Origin of the sequence: Fluviicola chungangensis, from assembly GCF_007558725.1 — a bacterium.
Classification (GTDB): domain Bacteria; phylum Bacteroidota; class Bacteroidia; order Flavobacteriales_D; family Crocinitomicaceae; genus Fluviicola; species Fluviicola chungangensis.
Window position 1 is genome coordinate 66,757 of record NZ_VLPL01000003.1, and the last position, 18,608, is coordinate 85,364.

Here is an 18,608-nt window from a genome sequence, read left to right on the forward strand (position 1 = left end):
GTTTTTTATTTCCCGGGAAATGAATAAATTGACGGTTATAAACCATTATTTACTTTTTATGAAAACACCTATTAAACAGGCAGTTGTACTGACTGCAGGAGCAATTTTTCTAATTGCATTGGGTTGTAATAAGGATCGGATAGAACCTGTTAAACCACACAAAATCTCTGAGGAAACGAATAACACCAAAACATTGCATTGTTCACCCTGGCGGGATGTAGATGGTATTACTGCAGCGTCTGATCTGAATGAAGTGGGGCTTTGCAATACTTCCAGCTGTAGCGGTTCTGAAACGTATTCTTACAAAACGGACAAAATAATTAAGAATGGCGGGACTCCCATATACGTCCCTGAATTTGACACAGTATCCATTGCAGATCAGAATACTTTGTGGAGCAATGCGTTAAGCCAGGCGATTTCAATTGCTCCTTCCGGGTATTCGGTTGCATCGCTTCATAATTTCAGAGTCGAGTGGACCGCTGTTGGAATGCTTTACACAACCGTAATGAAATTTGATATTGTCTATCGTCATTGCACCAGCGGGGGAGGTGGCGGCGGAAGCTAGCAGGAGCATATTTTTTAAACAAGCAGGGCGTTCCCATATCTGGAATGCCCTGCTTGTTTTGGATAAAATTATCTTAACTTTGTTTCCATGATCGCTCCCGGTTCGAAAGGATGGATTGCCAAATACTTGCAGCTGATTGAGTCAGGTGAGCTTTCTGTTGACCTGAAAAAACCTGCGGATTTAACCCGGGCAGAATTCAATCATTATACACTCGCTCAAACTGGAATTATCTTCGGTTATCCTTCCAAGTTGTTATTCGGAAAAGATTGGGACACTTCAAAATGGACACACGATGAGCAGTTGACGGTCCTTCTTTTTGAATCCCTTTTGTTTACGCACATTAATATTCAGGGGAAGACAAAGTTAAAGCCGGAAGACTTCCTGAACGATCTGAATATTTTTTACAAAAAACACCGGGTGCAATCGCTCACTTCGGTCCTGACCTTTTTCCTGAAGGAAAGTGCTTCGGAGAAGATTGAGCGAATCCTGGAAAAACGGACGGACGTTCCGAAGAATCTGACGAACACTAAATCCTGGATGAGTTACTTCACCAATTCATTCATCTACCTGGACGTGATTTTGTTTGAAGATTTTCTGAAGAACAAACGAAAGCAAACACTCGACTATCAAAAGTTAGCACTTTTGGCCCTTGGAATTATCTCCATTTCGGCTTATTCGGACGGAGAGATCCAGGAGCATGAAAAGAACCTCTTCAATACGTTTTTACTTTCCGCCGATTTGGATTCGGATGAGAAAGAATTGGCAAAACTGCGCTTCAAGGAAGGAATTACCCTGAATGAACTGACCGGGGAAATGGTTGATTCCTGGAATTTCAAACGTTATTTACTCGATCTTTCGGTCCTGACCATGCACATGAACCAAAATTCACGGGAAACGGATTTGGAAACACTGATTACGCTGAAAAGATGGATGAGTTGTTCGGAAAGAGACCTCGATGAAGCCATTTACTGTACCGATCAGTTTTTACTGGAAAATAATCAGAAAGTTTCCTATCTGAACGATTCGAATGCCATGGAGCAAATGCTTGACAGTGTCTCTAAACGCTGGATCAAGATCCTGGGAAGGAACAAAGACAAGCTGGCTCAAGAAATCAAACAAAGTAAAGAATTGGTTTATTTGATCCGGAAATCGGCGTCAGAGGAACTTTCGAAAGAAGAAAAAGAAAAGGTGAAAACCCAGTTTATGGACATAGTAAAATCCATGCCGGCCCTGGCTATTTTCCTGCTTCCTGGCGGAGCTTTGCTTTTGCCGATTGTTTTAAAAATTATCCCCAACCTGGTACCATCCGCATTTAAAGACAACGAACTCGAAGAATGACGGATTACAAATCGATTGTTCATTTTAAAGGCTTAAACACCTTGCGTTTCATTGCTGCTTTTTTAGTAGTGATCCATCATGCGGAATCGTTAAGAAAAGATCATGGACTGAAGAATCACTTCAAAGGGTTCGGGCTGTTTGAAAATGGCCAGCATGCGGTGAGCTTCTTCTTCGTGTTGAGTGGTTTTCTGATTACTTATTTATTGCTGAAAGAACGGAAAACGAAGAACGATATTTCAGTGAAGCAATTTTACATCAAACGCATTTTCCGGATTTGGCCCTTATACTTTCTAATGGTTATTATCGGTGCCATTATCCAGCCCTATTTCATTGATTGGTTCCATATCGATTATAAAATGCCTTATACCATTGGAGAAACCTGGTATTACTTTGTTTTCTTCGTTCCGGGAATGGTCAATTATTTCTTCGGGAGTAACTTACTGGAACCTCTTTGGTCGATTGGGGTGGAAGAAGTATTCTACTTGATTTGGGCACCGCTTTTCAAATGGCTGAAAAAACACGTATTGAAATTACTTTTGGGAGTAATTGCATTCAAATTGATTTTAATTGCGATCAATACCCATTGGTCTTTGCCGGGAATTTTAGGTTACCTAATCCGGATACACCAGTTTGAAGCGATGGCGATTGGTGGTTTGGGGGCGTACCTGGTTTTCAACTATGGAAAACAGATCAATGCATCCTGGATTTATAGTATCCCGATGCAAATCCTTTTATATTCCCTGATCGTTATATTCATCGTTTTCGGAGCAAATATTCACACCGATATCTGGTATTTCTTTTTTGATTATCCGCTTGTTTCTGCCATTGTTCCAAATGCGTTGTTCCTGTATTTGATCATTGGAGTTTCGGTGGTAGACAAAAACCTGTTTACTTTGGAAAATCGGGTGTTTTCCTACCTGGGCGAAATTTCCTACGGAATTTACATGTTCCACTTGTTGATCCTTTCCCAAATAGTAGAATTACTGAAAGGTATGGTCGCCTGTTCAGGAATGTTCCTGGAAACATTGTTCTATTATGGAGTTTCCATTCCGCTGATAATAGGTGTTTGTGCACTTTCAAAACGTACTTTGGAGGCGTTCTTCGAAAAGAAGAAACAAAAGATATTGCTTAAAATGAACCGCAAAGAGTGAAAGAACGCAAAGGAAGACTTTATCAATAACCTCTTCGTTCTGCGCCTTTGCGGTAAAGTTAAGTGTGCTAATCCTTGTGATAGAGGAAATAATAGGCTTCCACATTATCCAGGTACGCCCCGTCAAATCCCGCATTCAGTAATTTTTTGGTGTAGGAATCATCGTTTCCGTAAATGACTTCCTGCCATTCGTCTTTCCAAAACTTGACCCAGATCTCATCTTTGTATCCATCGTATTTCTTTTTCAACCAAAGCGGATGATGCAATCCCCAACTTTTCTTCCAATAATAGCGATATTTTTCGGCAGAACCGATGCTCATATAGGAAATAACCAGTCGTTGTCCACCGTTTTGTTTGGTTTTCAAACTTGTTACATCGCTTGCTGTCAGTAATTCATCCCCAAAGAAAGCATCGATAATGATCACATCAAAGTTGGTTTGCTGAATGGCAGAAAGAAAGGATGCTTTATCCGAATAATTGTCCGTACTGATGAGATACAGGTAGTTTTTAGCCTGGTCCAGGGTATGAATGTCATTCGCGTTTTCATTGTGAACAGTTGCTGGAATGTACAGGTAGTCGTAATTATTTGTGTTTCTGGGAAAAGCAATAAATTGTTCGGCATCGGCGGATTGAAACGCACCCGAAGCGTTGGAATCGTTGTCCAGGTAATCCGCCACCATGATTTTCAGGGAGGAATTTACTTTTCGCAGCATCCCCAATCGGTAATCGTCCGGAGAATAGGCTCCATTGTAAAACAGCTCTTCTACACCGTAACCGTCAATGGCCTGAATCAGATCGGCTCTCAGTCCTTTTTCTGGATCGGTATCTTCAAACAGGATCTCTTCTCCGTTTTGCGGGATCAGGATGAAGTTTGGGTTCTGTGCACGGGCATATTGACTGATTGCAATGACGAAATCCTGCATTTTTATACCGGCTTTGACGGTTTTTTTCTCCTTGCAGGAGAACCCGCATAAAGCAATTAAAAATAGCAAACCTGTTTTTCTCATACCTTCAGTATATCCTCTATAACGTTCCAGGTGGTTTCGGCAGTATAATCCCAGGAAAATAAAGAAGCGCGTTCCAGGCTTTTTTGAGACAAGTCCGCTTGCTTTTGTTCGTCCGAAGCTAAATAGATCATGGCTTTTGAAACTTCTTCGGTGTCGAAGGGATTCACGTACATTGCCGCATCACCGGCTACTTCCGGCAGACAGGTTAAATTTCCGGCGATGATCGGCAGACCGCAGCGCATGGCTTCAACCAGCGGAATTCCGAACCCTTCGAAATAGGGAATATAGGTCAATGCAAAAGCAGCTCCCATGAGTTTATTCAGTTCGTTCAATGAAACATGACCTGAAAACAGGATGCGTTTTTTCAGTTCTTCGGAAACTTCAGGAATGGACGAGGCTTTATTGGCCCACAGACTTTCCCCTACGATCATCAGATCGATATCCGGATTCACTTCCGCAAATTTACCGAATGCCTCGATCAGCCGTCCCACGTTCTTGCGTGGATGAATGGCTCCTACAAAAATGAAATAGGGCCTTTCGGCGGTTTTTTGTGCTCGTATTTTCTGGATTTCTTCCGGGTTTAAGGGGTGGAATGACTTCGAAGCACCGTTCCATGCAACGGTTATTTTAGACGGAGAAATGCCATATGATTTGATAATATCCTGTTTGGAATATTCCGAAACAGTAAGAATGTGCGTTGCTTTTTTCGCAAATTTCGGAAAGTATTTGCGTAAGTATTTTAATGGACTTGCCGGAATGTCTTCCGGGTGGTGTTCGAAATTCAGATCATGGATCACTCCAACCTGCGGCACCGGAGATTTCAGGGACAAATATCCATCGGGCGAATAGAACAGATCAATGTGGTACTTCTTTAGCGCACGTTTGATGGAATATTCGAACCACCAAACGAAAAGGATCGGATGCCGGGCGGGAGGAAACAAAACCACCGGAGTGACATTCTTTGCAAAGACAAATTTTTCATCGAACGGCCGGTCGAAAAAAAAGACGAATTCGTGCTCCGGATGGGCTTCCACCATACGTCTAACAACTTCAAACGTGTACCAGCCAAAACCTTCCATTTTGGAAGACAATAAGAATCGCGTGTTTACTCCAATGCGCATGGGTTCCGAAGTTACAAACTATCCGTGAGATATGAATTGGTGATTTATTATTTTTGATCTGATATATCTTTGGGTTAGCAATACTACATTTCTCCAAAATATCTCCAATAATAAGACGCCTTCTTTCCAACTTTTCCTAACTTCGCGGCATCTTATTGAAAATGAAGAACGGCGTTAAATATATTTTACAGAAATTATTGGGTTTACATACCTATCTGTACGTCTTTGCGCTGTATAAGATCAGAACACTACGTTCAGACAAAAAGGAAAACGACTTTTTTACTTTCTTATCCTTATTGAAGGATGGGAAAGGGGATGTATTGGACATTGGTGCGAATTTGGGAATCATGACCGTTCATTTGGCCAATACACTTCCGAATACAACCATCCATGCGTTTGAACCGATGCCCGCAAATGTGAATGTCCTGAAACGAATCATCGCAAAATTCAAACTGAAAACAACGAAAATTCATGAAGTTGCGCTGGGTGATGAATCCGGAGTTGCAAAAATGGTACTTCCTGTAAACGGGCAAACCGTAATGCAGGGGCTGAGCCACATCAAACACGAAACCATTACCGAATGGAATGTAGGAAAAGAGGTGGATGTACAACTGGATAAACTGGACAACATTTTGAATGGTCAGCCTGTCCAAGCAATTAAAATTGATATTGAGAACTTCGAGTACTTTGCCCTGAAGGGTGCAAGCCGAATCATTACTTCAAATAAACCGATCATTTACGCCGAACTTTGGGACAACGAAAACCGGTCCAAATGTTTCGAGTACCTGAAATCGTTCAGTTATTCTATTTTTGTTGGGGAAAACAAACAACTCGTTCCGTTTGATTCTTCCAAACATCACACACAAAACTTTATTTTCATCGCAGAATAACTACGGCTAATGCAGAAACTGTTTTTAAGAGGATTAGGCATTACGCTGTTATTGAATCTACTGGTTAAGCCTGCTACGATTTTCCTGGTGGATATTAAAATGCAAAATGAATTGGGACTCGATTCATACGGCATTTTTCAAACCATGCTGAATTTTACATTCTTGTTTTCCATGTTACTGGATATGGGGATCACCAATTTCATGACCCGGATGATTGCACAACATCCACACATGATCCACAAGTACAGCAACCGCCTGTTTACTTTCCGGCTCATTTTGGTACTGGTTTATATCGTTTGGACACTTTCTTTGTTTTTCATCCTGAGATTTCCTGTAGAATGGCTGTGGGTACTTGGTTTATTGATCATGCACCAAATCAGCATTATTACAGTGAATTATGTGCGTGCTTATACCGGTGGTCTCTTGAAATTCGGACTGGATGCCGTATTGTCGGTAGTGGAAAGGTCTGTGTACTTTGTTTTTGGAAGTATTCTTATTTATACCACCTTCGTTCAACCGGTTACCCTGCAGTGGTTCACTATTATTTTTGTAGGTTCTTCCACTATTTCGTTGGTAGTTGCTACCATTATTTACCTGCACATTGTTGCTTTACCTCGCTTGCATTGGGATACGGATTTTTTTAAAGCAATTTTCAGACAATCATACCCTTATGCCATCCTGGTGATTATCATGATGCTCACTTCGCGGTTGGATGCGGTGTTCCTTGAAAAACTGCATCCGCAAGGAACCGTTCAGGTTTCGTACTACACTCAGAGTTTTCGCTTACTGGACGCTTGCTGGATGTTTGCGGTGCTTTTCGGAAGTATCCTGCTGCCTGTTTTTTCACGTGTTTTAAAAGACAATACTTCTACTACAGGAATTATGACCAGCGCGCTGAACATCCTGTTTTCAGGAGGAATCTTAATGATTACCCTGACAATCGGGATCAAAGAATTTTTGTTCGATAAATTATACGACGACGCAAACTGGTATTCCTACAATGCTTGGATCTTTCACTCCATTACCTTTATTCCCATGTGTTTCACCGTGGTTTTCGGGACACTTTTGACGGCGAACGGATCGCTCCGAACGATGAACCAAATAGCTTTCCTGTCACTAATCGTCATGTCGGTTTTGAATGTTTTATTGATCCCTTTCTTCGGGGCTGTCGGAGCAGCTATTGCTTCCCTGGTGGCGCAATCTACTTTAGGGGTTTTGCAATACCTGGTTGTGCGCTACCGGATGAGACACCATTTGGCATCCTATACGTGGTTTAAGTTAATGATCTTAAGTGCGTTCATGTTGATCGCTATGTTTTTGGAAATCCGTTTTCAATGGAATCAACTCTATTACGCGATTGGAATCGGCTTCCTGTGGATGGTTCTTGTTTTCGGGTTAAAGGTTATCGACCTGGTTCAGGTGCTGAAAATGCTAAACAGCAAAGAAAAAGTGTGATTTTCTACCGGATGTCACAGTCCGTCAGGTGAATACAATCACGGTGTTTGCTGTAATTCTTAGCAGATCAATTAAACTTGATCCGGATTCACCGGCACGAATAGGAATTGAATTATCTTTACAACACATGATAGAAAGCAAAGAAATCCTTGTTACCGGTGGAACGGGTTTTATCGGTTCGCATACAGTGGTGGAATTAATGGAATTGGGTTATACACCAATCATTTTGGACAATTGCTCGAATTCGAGCGCATCCATTATCAAACAGATTCAGCTAATCAGCGGAAAGGAATGCATTTTTTACCGGGGCGATATGCGGGATAGGGAACTCCTCCGGTCTGTTTTTGAAAAGCACGACATTGGCGGGGTCATTCATTTTGCAGCCTTTAAAGCGGTTGGCGAATCCGTAGAAAAACCACTTCATTATTACGATAATAACCTTGTTTCGCTCATCAATCTATTGTGTTGCCTGGAAGAATTCAAAGTAAACAAACTTGTTTTTTCTTCTTCCTGCACGGTTTACGGGGTGGAAAATGCCCGGGAACCATTAAATGAAACGATGCCGGTTGGGAAACCGAATTCACCTTATGGGTGGACCAAATGGATAGCAGAGCAAATACTGATCGATATTGCTTCAAAAACACCGCTAAGGCCAATTTTTTTGCGTTATTTCAACCCGATTGGAGCACATGCAAGCGGAAAGCTGGGAGAATTACCGCTCGGACCACCAAATAATGTGCTTCCATATATTACGCAAACAGCAGCGGGAATCCGGAAAGAACTGACCATCTTCGGAAAAGATTACGATACACCGGACGGAACCTGCGTGCGGGATTACATTCATGTAACAGATGTAGCGAAAGCACATGTAAAAGCCTTGTCTCACGAATTCGAGGGAACAAGTGATGTCTTTAATCTGGGAACAGGGAAAGGAACTTCCGTTTTGGAGTTGGTTCAGTTATTTGAAAAGGCAACCGGAAAATCCATTAATTATCAGTTTGGACCGAGAAGACCAGGAGATGTGGATGCATTGTTTGCAGATGTTTCCAAAGCGAAGAAAATTTTAAACTGGAATACGGAAAGAACCATCGAAGATGCTATTTTAGATGCGTGGAAATGGGAACAATATCGCTTGGAAAATGAAATTTCTTAAACTATTAACGGTCTTTCTTTTGATTTCTTTTCAAGGGTTGGCACAGCCCCAGGGGAAAGACTCGACTTTAGTTTCCAGGCACCGACCGGGAATTTTTTGGTATTATACTGGCTGGAGACCTGCAAGACCGGGTAAATTACGGAAATATGACCGGCTGATTATTGATGTGACTTACAATCAGTTAATGAACTCCGGAAGTATCCGTTCCAATCCCTGGAGATCGTTTGGCTGCAATATCAATACCATGTGGGACATTCCGATTACCAATGGAAATACGGTGTCCTTCGGAATAGGATTGGCTTATAAGTATCAAAAAACAGGACCGAAAGGCTTATTTTTTGCAGACAGTACGAATTCATTTACAAGTTATTATCCGGATTCAAGTTATACGGATTATCGCAAGAATACATTCGGGAATCACATTTTGGCACTTCCGATCGAATTTCGTTTCCGATCTCCCAAATGGCAACATGTTAAAGTGCATATCGGCGGATCGATCGGCTACAGGCTTCAGACATTTCAAAAGGTCTGGCCGGAGCACCAACATGCCATAAAGGACAAGTCATTACCAGATAGAAATCCGTTGGTTTATGGAGTTCATATGCGGGTAGGTATTCGAAATTGGGCCCTGTTTGCGGATTATACGCTGGCACCTCAATTTAAGAGCAGTAAGAGTGAACAAATCAGCGCTTTAGCATTTGGAGTGTCACTTTCAATTTTTTAAGTACATTGTCAAATAAAAATTCGCTTCATCCGTCAGAAAATCGTTTATCTAACTAATTTTGTGATATGCGCAATTTGATTGCTTTTTTCAAACGATTTCAGATCTTTTTGGTCTTTGTGTTACTCCAGGTTGTAGCACTTTCTGCGTATGTTCAATATTCTGAATTTGCACGCTTGCAGGTTTTTTCCAGTGCTTCCAGGATAAATGGAGGATTGTATGATATTCGGTACGCTGTCACTCAGCATTTCAACCTGGAAAAGACCAACAGGAAACTGGAATGGGAAAATGCTCAATTGAGAGAAAAACTAAAGCTTTCCAATTATAAGATCGATCGGGAACTGATCCAAATCGAAGACACAAATTATCACCAGCAATATTTGTATATGTCCGCTACGGTCATTAACAATACCTACGACAAGCGGAATAATTACATGACAATCGACATCGGTAAAAACCATGGAATCCAAAAAGGATGGGGAGTCATTTCATCCAAAGGAGTGGTTGGGATCGTTCATTTGGTAGGGGAATCTTATTCCATTGTAAAAACCATTCTTTCCAAAAACATCAATGTGGACGTGAGCATGCGTGACGGTGGGGCTTTCGGATTATTGAAATGGGACGGAATAAATCCTAAGATCTGCCAGATTTCAGGGATCTCGAACGATATTTCAATTAAGAAATTCACAAAGGTAATTACACGTGGAGGTTCGGGAATTTATCCGAAAGGAATTCCTGTCGGGGTAATTACAAAACGCAAATCGATTGAAGGGAAGCCCTTGTGGGATTTACAAGTCAGGATTGCAGAAGATTTTAGGACCATTCAGCATGTATATGTGATTAAGAATGTCATGTTGGATGAAATGCGGGAGCTGGAAGGAAAGATCCCGCCGGATAAAGAAGAGGAGGAACTGTAAGTGAATATTTTCGTTTTAAATAGCATTCGTTTTATACTATTTGTTCTGTTTCAGGCATTGATATTGAACAATTTGGAGCCGGGATTGGGTCTTTATGCAATGATCTATCCGCTGTTCATTTTCATGTTGCCTTTTCAAATGGGAACAGTGCCGTTGATGTTGGTCAGTTTCGCATTTGGATTGGTGATCGATTCCTTTTCCAATACATTCGGATTGCACGCATCCAGTGCCGTGGTCATGGCTTTTTTCCGGCCGATTATTTTTAAGTGGCTTTCTCCCAGAGACGGCTACGAAAGCGTGGAATCAGTTAATGTTTACTCTATGGGGGGACGGTGGTTCCTGTATTCTTACGGGACCTTGTTATTGATTCACCATACCTGGTTTTTTGCGATAGAATCTTTTAAGTTGAATGAATTCCTTTGGATCCTGATCAAGATCGGGTTAAGTGTTCCAAGCTCTTTTTTATTAAGTTTATTGGTACAATTTATTTTCATCTCTAACAAAAAAGTGGTGCGGTGAATCTGGACGGAAGAAAATATGTCATCCTGGTGTTTTTTATCCTGGTCGGGTCGATTTACCTGGCCCGGTTATTTTTCATGCAGGTAATGGACGATACCTGGAAGTTGAGAGCGGCGGAAATTGCAGAAAAAAGACATGAAATAACACCGCCCAGAGGGATTGTCTATGACAGGCACAATAAGAAAGTTGTAACAAACAGAAGTTATTACAACTTAATGATGAAAGAGGAAAATATCCATGATTTTGATACACTGGCATTTGCAAAACTGGTCGGCTGGACGAAACAGGAAGTAAAAGACCGTTTCTACCAGATCAAAAAAGGTGAAGGGAGGTATTACAATAAGAATATTAAAGAATACCAGGATAATTACCAACCGCAACGGGCTTACCCGTTTATCAAGGAGTTGAGCATTGATGAAATAACGCGTATCGCTCCTCATTTGGAGAGATTCCCCGGATTTTATGAAGATCTGACATCTATGAGAAGTTATCCTTATTCCGGAGGAGCCAATATTTTCGGTTATTTGAATGAAGTAACAAAGGAAGAGCTGGAAGAAGACCCCTTTTACAAACGAGGAGATCAAATTGGAAGAGCCGGAATAGAGCGTTATTACGAAAAGGAACTTAGAGGACAAAAAGGAATTAAGTATGTAGTGACTTCTGCGTTGAATAATGCCATCGAATCTTATGCGGGAGGAAAATACGACACCATGGCAGAGCAGGGACCTCCCTTGCACCTGGGCCTGGATATCCAACTCCAGGTTTATGGAGAAAAACTGATGCAGAACAAACGCGGATGTATTGTTGCGATCGAACCGAAAACAGGAGAAATCCTGGCATTGGTTTCCGCTCCGAGTTTTGACCCGAATATTTTGGTAGGAAGAAGAAATATCGGGAAAAATTATCCCAAATTACTGTTGGATGAGGGAAAACCCCTGTATCCGCGACCTTTGGCCGCAGAATACCCTCCGGGATCCATTTTTAAACTGCTTCAATCATTAATCGGTTTGCAAGAAGGGGTCATTACACCCCAATCGGGATTTCCATGTAACAAATCGATGGTAGGGTGTCACAATCATCCCAATGCAACGAATTTGCCGGATGGAATCAAAAACTCCTGTAATCCGTATTTTTACTATGTCATGCGCCGGATTATCCAGCAGGGTAAGAAGAAATCTATTTTCGCAGATGCAGAGATCGGGCTGAACAACTGGTATGATTACGTCATGAGTTTTGGTTTGGGGAAGCAATTCGATACCGATGTCACCGGGATGCGTTCAGGACTGATTCCGAATTCTGCCTATTACGATAAATGGTATGGACACAATACCTGGGCATTTTCTACGATTCGTTCCATTTCTATCGGACAGGGAGAGGTAAAGGTCACCCCACTCCAAATGGCCAATATTGCTGCAATTATTGCAAACCGTGGATGGTATTATACGCCCCACTTTGTGAGATCTATCGGGAATAAAGGACCACTTCCTCAGTTTAAAGAAATACATCGGACAAAAGTGGATGCGGTTCACTACGAGCCGGTTATCGAGGGAATGCGAAGAGCGGTTTACGAACCGGGCGGGACTGCAAAAAAAGCACAGGTAGCGGGAGTAACGGTTTGCGGAAAAACGGGAACGGCACAAAACCCGCATGGAGAAGACCACTCCGTTTTTATTGCATTTGCCCCGATGGAAAATCCCAAAATAGCCATCGCAGTCTTCATTGAAAATGCCGGATTCGGAGGTGTATGGGCTGCTCCAACAGCGAGTTTGATGATGGAAAAGTACATTTACCGGAAGGTTAAGGATAAGGCAAAAGAACAAATGATCATTAACGCCAATTTGTTGCATATTAAGGCAAGACCCAAGAAGAAAAAGTAAATGAGAAGAGACGATTCCCTGACACAACATGTAGATTGGTGGTTACTTTCAATTGTAGTCATCATGTTGGGTATGGGAATTGCAAACGTATATTCGGCTGCTTTTGATCCGGACCATCCAAGTCTTTTCGACTTTTCACAAAAATATGGAAAGCAGATCATGTGGGTGGGAGTATCCATTTTCCTGGGTTTTCTCGTATTCCTGATCGATTCGGATATCTACCGGAAGTTTGCGGTGCCGATTTATGTATTTTGCTTTTCGCTGTTAATCATTGTTCTGTTTATGCCTCCGATCAACGGAGCGCGTGCCTGGCTGGGAATCGGATCCATGGGAATCCAGCCTGCCGAATTTATGAAGATCGGAACGGCAATAGCACTTTCGCGTTACATTTCTACGGTGAACGTAAAGAACCAAAATGTGCAGACTGTCGTGGTGGCACTGGCCATTGTGATGGTTCCGATGGTATTGATCTTACTGCAGCCGGATGCCGGAACTTTTGTGGTATTTACTTCCTTTTTCTTTGTCTTGTATCGGGAAGGAATCACCTTTGACCCATTGGTGTTGAAAGTGGTGAATTTGATTCCCGGGGTGCGTTTTAAAGATACCTGGGTAGGAAGCCATTTTATTCCGATTTTGTTCTATGTGGTATTTCTTTCCATTGTGACGCTTTTGATGAGCGGGAATAAATATGAGTTCACTTTTATGCGTGGCGTTTTAATTCCGGGTTTCTACGGTGTGGTTACAGTGATTACAGTCATTGCACTGATAGCATACCTGGTGTTGCGTTGGATTTCTACGAAACGCGACCAGAAAAGAGTGCTTTTGATTATTATTTCCGGATGGCTTCTTTCCGTTGCGGTTTCAGCAACAGTAAATTTCTCCTTTTCCAGTTTGGCTCCCCATCAAAAAGACCGGATCGAATTGGTCCTCGGTTTACGCAAAGACGATGACGGAAAGGATTACAACCGTAACCGGGCTATGGCCGCTGTCGGTTCGGGAGGTTTGTTCGGAAAAGGATATAAAAAAGCGAGTGTGGCCAGCGTTCGGTCTAATCATGTTCCTGAAAGTGAGACAGATTTTATTTTTTGTCCGCTCGCAGAAGAATGGGGTTTTATGGGGAGTTTGGCGATCGTTTTCCTTTTCATGGGAATGTTATTCCGGATCATCGTCATCGCCGAGCGTCAGCGTTCCACGTTTAACCGGGTGTACGCCTATTGTGTCGCGATGATCGTTTTCTATCACTTCGCGGTCAACATCGGAATGAATATCGGATTGGCTCCTGTAATCGGAATCCCTTTGCCCTTCTTTAGTTACGGAGGATCTTCCTTGATGTCTTTCTCTATGCTTTTGTTTATCCTTTTAAAGTTGGATAGTCAGCGCAGAGATGTACTTTTCTAAATTGAAAAGTTGGTTTTGAATTCTGCTGGTTTAGAGCCAAATTCTTCTTTTCAACTCTCAATTTTACATTTTCAATTATTCAGGGTACTCAATATCCTCCTCCAGCTCGTCATCATGTTTCTTTTTCTTCTTCTTTGCTTTCTTCCATTCAAAGGTATATTCCAAAGAAAGAATATGCTCGTTGTAATTGTTCTTGGCATTGAATTTTTGACCGTAGTAATAAGTCAATCCAATTTCATTGGATCCCGGTAAATTGAAATTCAGAGTCAAACCATAACGTACACGATTCCATGTGCGGCCAAAAGGACCGTTGGTGAGATTGTAGAAAAACTCTACGGATGCCTCAGGAGTGATTTTGGATTTGGGTTTGTCCCATTCCACGTGCGGTTTAAAACGTAAGGCCGGATCCAAATCACTTCCGCTTGAAGCAAATCCTCCGATATACATCTGATAACGCACACGTGCTCCGAATTTGATCTGTTGTATTTTATGACGAAAGTCCGCATTGAAATTCAAACGGTGGCTGTTTTCGTAATTTCTGCGTTCGTCGTAGTTGGTCACAATCCGGTACTCGATAGAAGGCCTGAACCATTCCAGTTTAGTATATTTCAAACTTGCTTCCTGGTACAAAGTAGCCAGCTGACCGTAGTTGTTCAAACGCACATTCGTATTCAGGTTCGCTTCCAAGTGATGCTTGAGCTCGCGTTTTACACCGGCGCTAAACCAGAATTGTCCTCTCGTGCTCTGATTCCAGCCCAGAAAACCGGGTAACAGGAAAAGAGCTGCAATAATAAAAGACTTCATTTAGTTTTTGGTTAAGGTGATAGTACCGATATCAGCATTTTCTTTTTTGCCGATAGTTACTGTTTTACTCACCACCTCCAGTGTGTTGTAATCATCGTCGTTGTTAGGGACATTGTTTCCCGGATGGAAGATTTTGCTGTACCCGAAAATGGTATAAGTTCCCGGCTGCAGGAATTCAAATTTGAAAGACCCGTCATAAGAAACTTCAATTTTATCATCGTACATGGCATCTCCATCCCCGTAAATAATATACAGGTCTTCTTTCGCACCGCTATAAGTTACCGTATCGGTAACAACACCGTTAATGCGCAATTTTTCATTTACGATAACATTTCCGGAAATGGACGCACGACCACCATCGCCTTCTACCTTTTTACATGCTGAAATTGCGGAGAGAATAACAATTCCAAAAATTAGTTTTTTCATTAGTCTGGTTTTTATAGAGTCACAATATTAAGAGAATTTTAATCAAATCAGATCGTTGCAATAAGGAATTGAAAAATAAAAATGAAATTTATCAGCCACTTTTCGTGAAATATTACGTCTAATGTTTGGATTATAACAGAAAAGATTCGTAAAATTATACACTCTTTAAATGAAACTACACATGAAATTGCTACCTCCCTTTAAAACGGCTTGTTTCCTGTTCCTCATTGTGCTATCAAGTACAGCGAATTCCCAGGTTGTTATCAACGAATATTCCTGTTCCAATATTAGCGGTCCGACGGATGCTTTTGGTGAATACGAAGATTGGGTCGAATTGTACAATGCCGGGGCAGCAGCAGTCGATTTAACCGGGTATTATTTGTCTGATGACGACGGAAATCCGCAAAAATGGCAAATTCCTTCCGGATCGATAGCGGCAGGTGGATACAAAATGGTTTTTTGCAGTGGTCGGGATTTGGTTTCCGGAAACCAATACCATCCGAATTTTAATTTGGCTCAAACTAAAAATGAATGGTTTATTTTAACGAGTCCCGCGAATGTAACTGTCGATTTTGTGGAAATTACTCAAATGACAAAACAAAACCATTCCATTGGTCGCCAAACGAATGGATCCGCAACATGGAAATTATTTTTGACTCCAACACCGAATGCTGCGAATAGCGGTGGGGTGAATTTTTATACTCCAACTCCTGTTTTCAGTGTTGCACCGGGATTTTATCCGGGAACTCAAAACGTAGCAATTACTTGCCCGAATGGGGCTGCAACTATCCGTTATACAACAGATGGCTCTGTGCCAACAACGGCGTCTACACTTTATTCAGGACCTGTTTCCATTACATCTACAAAAGTTCTTCGGGCAAAAGCCTTCTCAACGGATGAACCGAGTTTCACCATGTCGGGAACTTATTTCATCAATGTAAACCATACCGTTCCGGTAATTTCAGTCGGAGGGGCGGGAAGTAACTCTGTTGCAACCCTGTTAAACGGAAATGGAGGGATTACTCCGCAGGGATTCTTCGAAGTTTGGGAAGCGGATAAATCATTTGTAGATAAAGGAGAAGGTGAGTTTAACAAACACGGTAATGACTCGTGGGCTTATGATCAGAGAGGATTTGACTTTGTAATGAAAGACCAGTTCGGGTATGACCATGAGATTGATCACCAAATCTTTCCGAATAAAACAAGAGACCATTTTCAGCGATTGATTTTGAAAGCAGCGGCAAATGACAATTATTCTTTTGAAACCGGAGGAGCACATATCCGGGATGCGTTTGTTGCACAACTTTCTCAAAATGCCCACCTTAAACTGGACGAGCGTACCTGGAGACCGTGTGTTGTTTATGTAAACGGTCAATATTGGGGGGTTTATGAAATTCGCGAAAAAGTGGATGACCACGATTTTACAAAATACTATGATGATCAGGACAAATACCATTTACAGTATTTAAAAACCTGGGGTTCTACTTGGGAAGAATATGGGGCGCCGAATGCAATTCCTGCATGGAACTCCCTGCGCAATTACATCAATACCAATAACATGGGAGTTGCTGCCAACTTTAATTATGTGGACAGCTTATTGAACTGGGAGTCATTGGTAGACTATTTTGTACTCAATTCCTATGTAGTAACCCAAGACTGGTTGAACTGGAATACTGCCTGGTGGCGTGGAATGGATCCTGCCGGCGACAAAAAGAAGTGGCGCTATACCCTATGGGATATGGACGCTACATTCGGGCATTACATTAATTATACCGGAATTCCGGATCCTTCTGCCAATGCTGATCCGTGTAACGTAGAAAACTTACCGAATCCCGGAAATCAGGGACATACGGATATTTTGGAAAAACTGATCAATGAAAACCCGGTGGTGGAACAATACTATATTTCCCGGTACATTGATTTGGTAAACACCCATTTTTCCTGTACCTATATGAACGCCTTACTGGATAGTATGATCAATCAAATTGCTCCGGAAATGCCTGGACAATGTACCAAATGGGGAGGAACTGTGGCAGGTTGGCAAGCTAACGTGCAGGCTTTGAGAGACTTTATCAATTTAAGATGTACAGCTCTGAATCAGGGAATGACGGATTGTTACCAGGTTACCGGTCCGAATGCAATCGTAGTAACAGTTAGCCCGGCTAGCTCGGGAGAAGTGAAGGTGAACTCCATTTGGGCACCTTCTTATCCGTGGAGCGCGAACTATTTCGGAGGAATTCAGACAAATTTAATTGCCAGACCACTCACCGGTTATGTATTCGACCATTGGGAGTATACCGCCAATACATTGGCCTTACCAATTACTCAGGATACAAACTCCATGGATATTGCTGCCCCTGTTACAATTACAGCGGTGTTTATTGCCGACAACCCGGATTTGGATGGAGACGGCTGTACCAATACAGATGAAATTACTGCCGGAACAGATCCGAATAATCCGGATACGGATGGCGACGGTGAGAACGATTGTGTCGAAATCGGTTCAGATCCGGCAAATCCGACAGATACGGATGGCGATGGAATTATTGACGGATTAGAATCCAGCACGGTTGATTCGGACGGTGATGGTGTGAATGACGAAACCGACCCGGCAAATACAGATCCGTGTATTCCAAATCCGAATGCAGGTCCTTGTGATCAGGATGGCGATGGATTAACCAATTCCCAGGAAGGAACGGCAGGAACAAGTTCTACCAATCCGGATACGGACGGAGATGGAATCAATGACGGAGATGAAGTAACGAACGGGACTAATCCATTAGACCCTTGTGATCCGCCGAATGCAACTCCGCAATGTAACATAGATACGGATGGTGATGGAATTTTAGATGGTTCGGAAGCTCAATATGGAACAGATCCGAATAATCCGGATACAGATGGCGACGGAATCAATGACGGGGATGAGATCACGAATGGAACAGATCCGCTTGATTCATGTGATCCGAATCCGGTAGGAGAGAATTGTTTCCTTGGATTCTTTATGCCGACAGCATTCTCTCCGAACGGGGATGGATTGAATGATTATTTGGGGCCAAGAGTAGGAAGAGATGTTGCATCCTTTACATGGTACGTTTACGATCGTTGGGGCAACCGGATGATCATGAGTTCGGACCCTGTATTTAAATGGGACGGAATCTTTAATGGCGTTAAAATTAATACGGGAGTATATGCTTACCAGGCTGATGTGACTTTCACAGACGGCAGAAAGGAAAGATATACCGGTAATATTACTGTAACAAGATAATC

General features: G+C 42.1%; 16 protein-coding genes. 12 read left to right on the forward strand and 4 right to left on the reverse strand.

Features of this window, described 5'->3' with window-relative positions; genetic code table 11:
* Positions 1-58 precede the first annotated feature (58 nt).
* The 3 genes from FO442_RS06605 to FO442_RS06615 all read left to right on the forward strand — a co-directional run bounded on the left by FO442_RS06605 (position 59) and on the right by FO442_RS06615 (position 3,054).
* The gene (locus FO442_RS06605; protein WP_144332376.1) at positions 59-565 is read left to right on the forward strand and encodes a hypothetical protein; all 507 of its coding nucleotides are present in this window, start codon (positions 59-61) and stop codon (positions 563-565) included.
* A gap of 87 nt (positions 566-652) precedes the next feature.
* On the forward strand, positions 653-1,903 hold the full coding sequence (locus FO442_RS06610) for an LETM1-related biofilm-associated protein (RefSeq protein ID WP_144332377.1): 1,251 nt from the start codon (positions 653-655) through the stop codon (positions 1,901-1,903).
* Complete coding sequence (locus tag FO442_RS06615) at positions 1,900-3,054, forward strand: acyltransferase family protein (protein ID WP_144332378.1); 1,155 nt, start codon at positions 1,900-1,902, stop codon at positions 3,052-3,054. The genes FO442_RS06610 and FO442_RS06615 overlap by 4 nt, the downstream gene beginning before the upstream one ends.
* Before the next feature lie 67 nt (positions 3,055-3,121).
* On the opposite strand, the gene FO442_RS06620 is transcribed toward FO442_RS06615, so the two are convergent.
* Positions 3,122-4,060 carry an endo alpha-1,4 polygalactosaminidase gene (locus tag FO442_RS06620; protein WP_144332379.1) on the reverse strand — a complete coding sequence of 313 codons (939 nt, stop codon included), beginning with the start codon at positions 4,058-4,060 and terminating at the stop codon, positions 3,122-3,124.
* Complete coding sequence (locus FO442_RS06625) at positions 4,057-5,181, reverse strand: glycosyltransferase family 4 protein (protein WP_144332380.1); 1,125 nt, start codon at positions 5,179-5,181, stop codon at positions 4,057-4,059. The genes FO442_RS06620 and FO442_RS06625 overlap by 4 nt, the downstream gene beginning before the upstream one ends.
* Positions 5,182-5,342: 161 nt before the next feature.
* Between FO442_RS06625 and FO442_RS06630 the strand changes: the two genes are divergently transcribed.
* The 8 genes from FO442_RS06630 to rodA all read left to right on the forward strand — a co-directional run bounded on the left by FO442_RS06630 (position 5,343) and on the right by rodA (position 14,111).
* Positions 5,343-6,071 (forward strand): FkbM family methyltransferase, encoded by a 729-nt coding sequence (locus FO442_RS06630; RefSeq protein WP_144332381.1) that lies wholly within the window; start codon positions 5,343-5,345, stop codon positions 6,069-6,071.
* 9 nt (positions 6,072-6,080) lie between these two features.
* Positions 6,081-7,526: an oligosaccharide flippase family protein gene (locus tag FO442_RS06635; protein WP_144332382.1), complete on the forward strand. Its 1,446-nt coding sequence runs from the start codon at positions 6,081-6,083 to the stop codon at positions 7,524-7,526.
* Positions 7,527-7,653: 127 nt separating this feature from the next.
* Entirely contained in the window at positions 7,654-8,679 is a 1,026-nt protein-coding gene (gene galE / locus FO442_RS06640) for a UDP-glucose 4-epimerase GalE (protein ID WP_144332383.1), read from the forward strand.
* On the forward strand, positions 8,666-9,403 hold the full coding sequence (locus FO442_RS06645; protein ID WP_144332384.1) for a hypothetical protein: 738 nt from the start codon (positions 8,666-8,668) through the stop codon (positions 9,401-9,403). The genes galE and FO442_RS06645 overlap by 14 nt, the downstream gene beginning before the upstream one ends.
* A 65-nt stretch (positions 9,404-9,468) precedes the next feature.
* Positions 9,469-10,317 carry a rod shape-determining protein MreC gene (gene mreC / locus FO442_RS06650; RefSeq protein WP_144332385.1) on the forward strand — a complete coding sequence of 283 codons (849 nt, stop codon included), beginning with the start codon at positions 9,469-9,471 and terminating at the stop codon, positions 10,315-10,317.
* On the forward strand, positions 10,318-10,836 hold the full coding sequence (locus tag FO442_RS06655; RefSeq protein ID WP_186279945.1) for a hypothetical protein: 519 nt from the start codon (positions 10,318-10,320) through the stop codon (positions 10,834-10,836).
* Positions 10,833-12,713 carry a penicillin-binding transpeptidase domain-containing protein gene (locus tag FO442_RS06660; protein WP_144332387.1) on the forward strand — a complete coding sequence of 627 codons (1,881 nt, stop codon included), beginning with the start codon at positions 10,833-10,835 and terminating at the stop codon, positions 12,711-12,713. Before FO442_RS06655 ends, FO442_RS06660 begins: the two co-directional genes overlap by 4 nt.
* Positions 12,714-14,111 carry a rod shape-determining protein RodA gene (gene rodA, locus FO442_RS06665; RefSeq protein ID WP_144332388.1) on the forward strand — a complete coding sequence of 466 codons (1,398 nt, stop codon included), beginning with the start codon at positions 12,714-12,716 and terminating at the stop codon, positions 14,109-14,111.
* A gap of 75 nt (positions 14,112-14,186) precedes the next feature.
* On the opposite strand, the gene FO442_RS06670 is transcribed toward rodA, so the two are convergent.
* Together FO442_RS06670 and FO442_RS06675 are read right to left on the reverse strand one after the other, a co-directional pair.
* On the reverse strand, positions 14,187-14,915 hold the full coding sequence (locus FO442_RS06670) for a DUF2490 domain-containing protein (RefSeq protein ID WP_144332389.1): 729 nt from the start codon (positions 14,913-14,915) through the stop codon (positions 14,187-14,189).
* Positions 14,916-15,341 (reverse strand): hypothetical protein, encoded by a 426-nt coding sequence (locus FO442_RS06675; RefSeq protein WP_144332390.1) that lies wholly within the window; start codon positions 15,339-15,341, stop codon positions 14,916-14,918. It lies immediately after the preceding gene.
* 181 nt (positions 15,342-15,522) lie between these two features.
* On the opposite strand from FO442_RS06675, the gene FO442_RS06680 reads away from it, so the two are divergent.
* Positions 15,523-18,606, forward strand: a complete 3,084-nt coding sequence (locus FO442_RS06680) for a CotH kinase family protein (RefSeq protein ID WP_186279947.1) — start codon at positions 15,523-15,525, stop codon at positions 18,604-18,606.
* Positions 18,607-18,608 lie beyond the last annotated feature (2 nt).